Source organism: Steroidobacter sp. (genome assembly GCF_016790065.1).
Classification (GTDB): Bacteria; Pseudomonadota; Gammaproteobacteria; order Steroidobacterales; family Steroidobacteraceae; genus Steroidobacter.
The window spans coordinates 1-8,735 of record NZ_JAEUPY010000833.1 but is presented as its reverse complement, the minus strand read 5'-3'; the positions used below and the strand labels follow the sequence as shown (position 1 = coordinate 8,735).

The 8,735-nt window shown below is 59.3% G+C and carries 6 protein-coding genes; all 6 read right to left on the bottom strand.

Annotated elements, in window-relative coordinates:
- Positions 1-230 precede the first annotated feature (230 nt).
- Positions 231-1,469 (bottom strand): diaminopropionate ammonia-lyase, encoded by a 1,239-nt coding sequence (locus tag JNL55_RS33445; RefSeq protein ID WP_293865061.1) that lies wholly within the window; start codon positions 1,467-1,469, stop codon positions 231-233.
- Between the two features lie 91 nt (positions 1,470-1,560).
- Positions 1,561-3,057 carry a leucyl aminopeptidase gene (locus JNL55_RS33440; protein WP_293865058.1) on the bottom strand — a complete coding sequence of 499 codons (1,497 nt, stop codon included), beginning with the start codon at positions 3,055-3,057 and terminating at the stop codon, positions 1,561-1,563.
- 14 nt (positions 3,058-3,071) lie between these two features.
- A complete protein-coding gene (locus JNL55_RS33435) occupies positions 3,072-4,160 on the bottom strand; it encodes an ABC transporter ATP-binding protein (RefSeq protein ID WP_293865055.1) in 1,089 nt (362 codons plus the stop codon).
- Positions 4,153-5,811, bottom strand: coding sequence for an ABC transporter permease (locus JNL55_RS33430; RefSeq protein WP_293865052.1), 1,659 nt, complete (start codon positions 5,809-5,811; stop codon positions 4,153-4,155). Before JNL55_RS33430 ends, JNL55_RS33435 begins: the two co-directional genes overlap by 8 nt.
- A 69-nt stretch (positions 5,812-5,880) precedes the next feature.
- The gene (locus tag JNL55_RS33425) at positions 5,881-6,978 is read right to left on the bottom strand and encodes an ABC transporter substrate-binding protein (protein WP_293865049.1); all 1,098 of its coding nucleotides are present in this window, start codon (positions 6,976-6,978) and stop codon (positions 5,881-5,883) included.
- Between the two features lie 20 nt (positions 6,979-6,998).
- On the bottom strand, positions 6,999-8,735 hold a 1,737-nt coding region (locus JNL55_RS33420; RefSeq protein WP_293865046.1), incomplete at its 5' end, for a TonB-dependent receptor.

Below are 8,735 nucleotides of genomic sequence, written 5' to 3'. Positions count from 1 at the left end.
AGCGGGCACTAGTGATGCCGCCGAGTACTGCCTTGGCCTGTGCCGAGAGAAAGTTGTCAAGTCGATCAGCATCCCACAGACACCGCCCATCGAACCTTGCACGAACTAGATGCGGCGGTACCCCGCCGCTGGCAATGAGATTCGCACTGCGTGCGAGTCAACACCGTTCCCTTTTCACAAGCCCACGGTGACCGGTCGCAAACGCCGCATCGAACCGCCGCACCTTTCTGTTACTGATCTACGCTGCCAGCGTGATCTTTTTTAGACGAAATCCCCGCCCTAATGCACGACCTGACTTCGTCCGGGCCGATCCCCAACAACGACCGATACACGGAATCGTCGGTCGCCCCTTCAGTGTTGAACAACAGCACGACGGACTCTCGGTCGAGCCCCAGCGCCTGCCTGTCCACTCTATTGGCGACGACACTGAGCAGTCCCGCTAGCCCAGCACCACCGCTTTCTCCCGCCACGATCGGCGTATCGCCCTGGACTGGTCGCGCAAACTGTCGCATGGCGCGAATACCGTCGCTCTCGCTGACAGTGAGGAAGGCATCCGCTAACTTCGCTATGACCGACCACGCCACGAGTGAAGGTTCGTAACACTCCAACATCGACATCACCGTAGGCTCAGCAGGCGCAATGGCCACGCGATGTCCGGCAAGACTGCTGGCATGCAGGCAGGCAGCTCGCTCGGGCTCAACAATCACGAATCGTGGTCGGCGCTCCAACGTAAGTGCCAGATGCCCAAGCACCGCCGCCGCGAGACCACCTACTCCCGCCTGCACAAACACATGCGTCGGAGGATCCCGCAGCTCATTGCAGACTTCACGCACCATGGCCGTGTAACCTTGAGCCACCCATCGCGGCACGGTGGTGTAACCTGGCCACGACGTGTCCGAAATGGCAGCCCAGCCGTTAGCCGAGCATGCACGCGCCGCCTCAGCGACCGAATCATCATATGTGCCAACGACCCGACGCACCTCTGCGCCCAATGCCTTGATTGCGTCGACTCGTTCGGCCGACACTCCCTGATGGACGAAGATCACAGCGCGGGCGCCCAGCATGCGCGCACCGGCCGCAACCGACTTGCCGTGATTGCCATCAGTCGCGCAAGCGAAAGTGAGTGACGCTGCGATCGAACGAACCGGCGCATCGAGAAGATTTTTGGGCTCAATCTGCCGTTTCAGTGCGCGCGATGCCTCGACGATGACAGTGCGAATCACCGCATAGGCGCCACCGAGCGCTTTAAAACTTCCGAGACCGAGGCGTGTCGACTCGTCTTTGACCAGAATGCCGCGCAGGCCCAACTCGGCTGCAAGCCTCGGCAAGGAATGCAGTGGCGTGGTGCGATACGCCGGGCAATGCCGCAGTAGCTGTTCGACCTGCCTAGCCGCTTCCAAATCGACATGCACCGCATCCTCGGCATCGAGCGCTAAACCATACTGCGGCAATTGATTGATACTAAGCACGCCAACCTCGTGATCGGAATCTGTAAACGGATAAAGTGGCTTGATGAACGCGCTCTGGATGCCCATCCAGCTCATCCCATAGAGGGTTTCGTCAGTTAGCGTGAACGCTCGGCGGATACAGGTCCGCCATGAGTCGATCTAATAGCCGCACACCGAAACCACTTGCTCCCTCTGGAACGAGCGACAGGCGAGAGTCTTTTCTCCAGGCAACTCCGGAGATGTCGAGATGGACCCAAGACGTGTCACCTACGAATCTCTGCAGAAAGAGCGCGGCATGGATGGCATCCATGGGCTCGCCCGCCCAGTTCTTTAAATCCGCAACCCCACTTCTCAGCCCAGGCACGTAGTACTCGGAGAGAGGCATGCGCCACACTGATTCCGTTGCCGCTGCCGAAGCGGAGAGCACGCGCTCCGCAAGTGCATCGTCATTACTGAACATTCCGGCGTAGCCATCGCCTAATGCCACAACCACGGCGTCGGTTAGGGTTGCTATGTCGATGACGATCTTCGGGGCGAAATTTCGCAGGCAAAAGCTCAAGGCATCCGCAAGCACAAGGCGCCCTTCGCAATCAGGGTCCACGACCTCGATGGTCTGACCGGACAGGGATGTCACCACATCACCCGGCCGCTGCGCCTTGCCGTCCGGCATGTTTTCGACCAGGCCCAAGATGCCAATGACGTTAGCCCGCGCCTTGCGCCCGGCAAGGGCTCGAAAGGCTCCAGCAACGGCCGCTGCGCCGGCCATGTCTTCTTTCATCCAGCGCATGTCCTTCAACGGCTTCAGATTCAACCCGCCAGTATCGAAACAAACGCCTTTGCCGACCAGAGCCACGGGCTGATCGTCGCGTCGTTCGGCGCCAAACCACTTCAACACGACGAGCTGACTCTCACGTGCACTGCCCTGTCCTACGCCAAGCAATGCGTTCATCGAGAGTTCTCGCATCTGCTGCTCACCCAGTATCTCTACCTCAACACCGACATCTTCTAGTGCTCGCATCCGCTGCGCGAAGGCTTCTGGGAACAAAACGTTAGGCGGCTCCGAAACCAGATCCCGCGCCATGAGAATCCCATCACCGAGCGAGGTAAGCGGATCGTAAGCACGAGCCGCGGCAGTGGGATCATTGACAGCTATCCGGATCGTGTGAACCGGCGTTGAGCCGGCTTGATGAACCGTTCGATACTTCTCGAACCGGTAAGCGGCGAGCCGCGCGGCGAAAGCAGAATGCGCGGCGAGATCAGGCTGAGTTGGGGCCAGCACCAGCACGAGTGCTCGCGCGCCCGCAATTTCCGCAGCCCTGAGTGCGCAAGCAGTCGCCTGCTCGATAGTCGATGTTTGAAGGCGGCTCTCGCAACCACACCCGACGAGAATCAAGGTGGCCGCATCGATTCCGGCAATTCCCGGCAACTCTAGCACCTCTCCGACCTCACCACGAAACCTGCCGCTGGCAAGCACTCTCGCCACCGCACCTCCAGAACGGAGATCCAATGCCTGCAACTCGTTCGACAGCGCGGCTGAAGCAAACACTCCACACGCGATCGCGACACCTGCGAGATCCATCTCATCAATCGACTGGAAGGTTACATTCATAGACATGCCGAGCATCACGCAGCAACATCGCGAGAGAACGCGACACAGGCGTGCGCGGGCAACTCAACCACGACTTCCCCCTTCTCGAAGTGCTCCGCAACCTCAGCTCGAACAATCCCGCCCGAAGTCTCGATGAGATAGAGGTAACGTGCACCAAGAAAGTCCCGTTGCAGAATCTGTCCCGGCATGAAATTACAACGATCGACCGCATTAGCTGCGATCTCACGGTGCAAGACGATGTTCTCCGGTCGTACGGCAATAGCCGCAGCCGCGCCATCCGCCGCGCGCAGTATCTTTTCAACTGCAATCACATGTTCCCCGAACCGAACCTTCGCACGCGCCGCGCCATTTTGAACCACTCCGTTCAACAGATTGCTATGACCCACGAAGTCAGCGATGAATGCGGACTGCGGATGCTCGTAGAGCTCTACAGGGCTGGCGAGCTGTTCAATACGTCCGTTCTGCATGACCGCAATCCGATCGCTCAGGACTAGCGCCTCAGTTTGATCGTGCGTCACGTAGAGCGTCGTGATACGTAGCTTTTGCTGCAACTCCTTGAGCCAGCCGCGGGCGCGCAACCGCAGCTTCGCATCGAGATTCGACAGTGGCTCATCGAGCAGCATCAGTCGTGGCCCATAGACCATGGCACGCGCCAAAGCGACTCGCTGCTGCTGCCCACCGGAGAGCTCGTGCGGATAGCGGTCGATATAGGGCTCCATTTCCACCAGACTCAGCGCCCAGCGAATTTTATCTTGCGCCTGCGCCATGCTGATACCGCGCATCCGCAGCGGAAACGCGACGTTGTCGCGCACCTTCATATGAGGCCATAACGCATACGACTGGAACACCATCCCGACCTGGCGCCGCTCTGGCGGAAGATTGCAGTCGCGCGCAGCGTCGAATATCGGTTCGCCATCGATCAGGATCCGCCCGGACGTGGGTGCGTCGAGCCCGGCAATCGCCGATAGCATCGTGGTCTTACCACAACCACTCGGCCCGAGCAGCGTGAGGAATTCGCCATCGGCGATCTCGAACGAGACGTCGTTGACTACGGTTTGAGCGCCGAATCGGCGCGAGAGACGTTCGACAGTAAGCTTACTCATACATCCGCACACCCATCAGTCGTCGTGCGGCAAGAACGATCGCCGCGGTCGCTGTCACCTGCACGACAGCTAAAGCGGCCACAGGGCCGAAATCGCCGTTGGTCCATAACTGCAGCATGACCGTCCCCATGATCTCGCTGCCCGGACCGAACAGGAATACCGCCGCGGCGTACTCCTTGAGCATCGAGACGAAGACCAGCATGTAAGAAGCAAGCATCGCCGGCCGTGCAATCGGTGCGATCACGCGCACGCTCGCAGTGAACCAATCGGCCCCACAGGTACGCGCGCTCTGATCGAGCTCCCGGCTGATCTGCGTCATAGCCGGCGCGATGGCTCCGAAAGCGGTCGGCAGATCCCGCATGGAAAATGCGAGCACCAACGCGAACAGAGTTCCATGGATCAACGTGAATCCGGGCACGGTGAGACCGATCCACAGAAAGCCGATGCCCACGACGATGCCCGGCACCGCGCGTGGATACAGAGAAATAGTCTCGAGCGTTTTTCCCCATTTGAACTCCGACCGCTTGACGATGAGCACCAGCATCGTGACCAGCGCTGTGACCAGCGCCGCACCGAACAGCGCCACGATGAAACTGTTGACGATGGCACGCGTATAAGCTGGCTGCTGTATGAGCGCGCGAAAATGATCCAACGTCAGCAAGTCCCAAGGAGGCACGAGTGGCGTCAGGAATTTCACGAACGCTCGAAAGATGAGCCCGGCGATCGGCAACACGATCACGATCGTGACGTAGCTTGCCACCAGCGCGAACGCGCCCCAGCGCCAGCGCCCCAGATCAATGGTGTGGGGACGCGTTGCCTTGCCCTTCACTGTCGTGAAGCGGCGCGCGTTGCCGACGAGCCTGGAATGGAAGCTCACAAGTAGGGTCATCAGCACCAGCAACAGCACCGATGCAGAAGCCAGCAGCCCGTAGTCCGGCTCGGTCTTTCCGATGCCCTCGCTGAACAGGAAGGTAGTAAAGACCTCTATGCGCGCAGAGCGCCCGAAGATCAGTGGTATCGACAGCAACTCGATGCTGCCGACGAAGCACAACAACAACGCATAGAGAATCGCGGGACGCATGAGCGGCAGGGTCACCGAACGCATCGCGCGCAGCGGCGATGCACCTGCGGAGCGCGCCGCATCTTCTAGAGAGGCGTCCATCATATGCAGCGTCGATGAGCAGTAAAGGAACACGACGGGGACCAGCGTGAATCCCGCCAGGACTCCCATCGCCGGCAGTGAATACAGATTCCAGGGCGTAGTGCCCGTCAGATTCGTAATCGCCAATGTCACATATCCGGAAGGCCCATATAGCATGTACCAGCCGAATGCCATGACCAGCGATGAAATGTATAGCGGCGCCTGCAGCAGCTCGCTGAATAGACGGCGCAGCGCTATGTTCGTGCGAACCAGAATGAGGGCAAGCGCCGCGCCTATGATCGTTGCAGTCGCAGTGCCGATGACGGCAAGCGCCAGCGAATTGCCCAGAGCTTCCCAAAGTCGCTCGTTCGTCAGCAGCCGAACGTAGTTCTGATAGGTAAGCGACCAATGGGGTTCGTAGAGGGCGGTACTGCGCACCGACTGGAGTAACGCCACCGCGATGGGGGCAAACACTAAGCAGACGGTGAATGCAGCGATAGACCACTGCATCCACCGGTCCCGCGCCCAACGCGCGCCAGTCATAGTTGTCGTCAACGCCACTGACACGCGTGCAACTCCTTACCGTGCTTTGATGCCGTAGGCGGCGCGCCACTGCTTCAGGAACTCATCCTGTTCCGACAGCATGGCCCGATCGTAGCCCACCATGATCATGTTGGCTTCACCGATGGACTCACGAATCGAGTCATAGGTGAGGAACGGCACCTCGCTCTTGAGTACATCGGAGCGATACGGCGTCAGCCCGCCTTTCGCCACCGCAAGCTGGCCATCGCGTGACAGCACGAAATCCAGCAGCAGTTGCGCGGAGGATTTACTGGCTGCGGCTTTGGTCAGCGCGATCCCGCGCACCATGATAGGCGTGCCGTCTTCCAGCAGCGACCAGTCGATGACCTTCTCACGTCCCTCTTCTTTCAAGCGTCGGAGGAACGTCACGCCGGAACAAAAGTACCCACCGATGTTCTCGCCAGTCGTGATCTTCTCGACCATGATGGCGCCGCCGTCTTCTGGCCGCGTCAGCGGACCAAGCGTACGCAGCGTCTCCCAAGCCTTGGGCCCGCGCTTGTGAAAGTAGGTCCAGTGCAGCGTGTATGCGAACGGATGCGCGGTCGCATCGTAGGTCGTGAGCTTCTTCGCATACAGATCGGGATTGGCGCGCGCCAGCGCGGCAAGCTTGTCGAGCGAATGTGGTCGTTGATCTTCCTTGAGCAACAGCTTGTTATAGACCACGACCATCGGATCCGTCGAGATCGTATACACGCCCGGCGCCGGCTTGCTCCACGCCGGCAGCGATGCCGAATCGGCGGCAACGTATGGCTCTACCTGCCCACGATCCATGAAGCGCATCCAGCTATCAGGTGCGGCGACAGCGATGATGTCTGCGGTACGACGTTTGACCGACGATTCCGAGTAGTAACGTTCGAAGGCCTCCCCCGGCCCCAAGTCCAGCGTCTCGACTTTGATCCACGGATAACGAACCTTGAACGCATCGAGCACCGGGCCCCAGTTGTAGGTCGCGATGTTTGAATAAATAAGGATGCTGTCCTCCTTTTTCGAGCGCTCGATCGCGCCAGGATCGGCGGCCAGCGCGACCACCGGTAAGAGCGCGAGTAAACATCCACGGTAGACGCGTCGTAGCGTTGTATGCAAAGCAGATCTCATGAAAAACTCTCCGATAAATCTCAGAAATTGACTTCGTACTTGATCATGCCGGTGGCGCCAGTTCCCTTGTTATAAGCCTCGTTGCGGTTGTAGCCCTCTGAGTAGGTGGTGAAGTAGTCATTGTTGAATAGATTGTTGATACCGAAACTCAAGCGACCGTTCGACAGCTGATAGGTCGAGAGCAAGTCGAACAGGTAGTTGGACGTGACTTCACCCTCGTGAAAACGCTGCTGGCCGACGCTCGCGGGGAATTCATTGCGCCCGTCCCACCACACGCCCTGCACGCGCACCAGCCATCGATCGCTTATTTCGTGCTCAACGTAGCCAGTGACCTTGGCGGGAGGAATGCGCCTGTTCTGCAATGGCGTCTCATAGCTGCCGTTGTTGTCTCGATCAACCTCGCCTTCCATCCAGGCGGCCGAGCCGCCGAGCTTCCAATGCTCAGTGACGCTCCAGTCAGCCGACAACTCCACGCCCTTCACCAGATCGGGCGCGGCAACGGTAATTGCATCGGTCGGGCTGGCCGGATTCAACACGTAGCTCACGCCGTTGCTCGAGTCGACGTAAAAGAACGCCAGCTCACCGGTGACATCGCCACCTTTGAAGCGCAGCCCGGTCTCGTAGCTGTCCACCAAGTTCGGCTTCGGCTTCAACGTGCTGTTGCGCAGATCGATGTCGACCGGTGTTTCACGCCAGAGCGACGCAAACTGTTGAACCTCGAATCCTTGCGAGTAGCCGAGGAATACGTCCCACCGATCGGTGAGACTGAATACCGTCCCCAAATTCATCGGGGTGGCATCGTATTTGAGCGTCGAGCCAATGACGTTGCGCAAGGTGAACTGCGACTGGAAATTGCCGATCTCCAGATCCGCGCGCTCATGTCGCACGCCGGCGGTCACCGACCAGCGGGGCGTGACGCGAGTAAATGCCTGCACAAAGCCTGCGTAGCTGGTCAGCAGCTGCGGCAAGGCAAATGCGCGCCCGTCCGTCAGCGGCACTTTCGTGTCGTCGCGCAAGAAGTCTAGGCCATACAAAAGCTCTCCACCATCGAAGAGCGCGAAATCGCGCTTCAGATCGAGCCTCACGCCGAACTTCTTGGTGACATTCATCGACTGCCCGTTCGGTTGCGAGGTCAGCGGGAACCGATTGCGCGTGAACTCAAACACGCTCTCCGTATCGACGTAATAAAACTGCGCTTTGAATTCGTTGCCCAGCACCTCGGGATTTAGATACGCCACGTTGGCAATCAAGCTTTCGTTGCGACGAGGTTCCTCACCCGGCTGCAAGCCGCCCCGCACACTGGTGGTCGGCACACCATTGAGAATGCTGCCGGCCACGCGCTGGTACTGTGCCTCCTGCTTGTGTCGATACAAGCTCAGACTGGCTTCTAGCCGACCATCACCGACAAACGTGCCGACCTTGCCGAAGAAACTGCGGAACGTGGAGTCCGACACACCATCCGGCTGCGGCGGGATCCGATCACCGTTGGCATCGAAGTAAGAATTGGATTTGGAGAAATAGCCCTGCGCCAGGTAATCAACTCTCTCGTTGCCACCCGACGCACCCAGACGCAGCGAGGGCTGCGCACTGTCAGATGCGTGCGTCAACGAGAAGCTGACGCCGCCCTCAGCGGTGAATCCAGCCTTGCTCGAACTGCCGCGCTTGGTGATGTAGTTGATGAAGCCCGCGCCGGCGCTGTTTCCGTATAGCGCCGATGAACCACGCACGACTTCAATACGCTCGATCGTCCATGGATC

Excerpts from the sequence above, each read along its gene's own strand:
- JNL55_RS33440 (WP_293865058.1), bottom strand. The coding sequence starts at position 3,057 with ATGAATGTAACCTTCCAGTCGATTGATGAGATGGATCTCGCAGGTGTC.
- JNL55_RS33435 (WP_293865055.1), bottom strand. The coding sequence starts at position 4,160 with ATGAGTAAGCTTACTGTCGAACGTCTCTCGCGCCGATTCGGCGCTCAA.
- JNL55_RS33430 (WP_293865052.1), bottom strand. The coding sequence starts at position 5,811 with ATGCAGTGGTCTATCGCTGCATTCACCGTCTGCTTAGTGTTTGCCCCC.
- JNL55_RS33425 (WP_293865049.1), bottom strand. The coding sequence starts at position 6,978 with ATGAGATCTGCTTTGCATACAACGCTACGACGCGTCTACCGTGGATGT.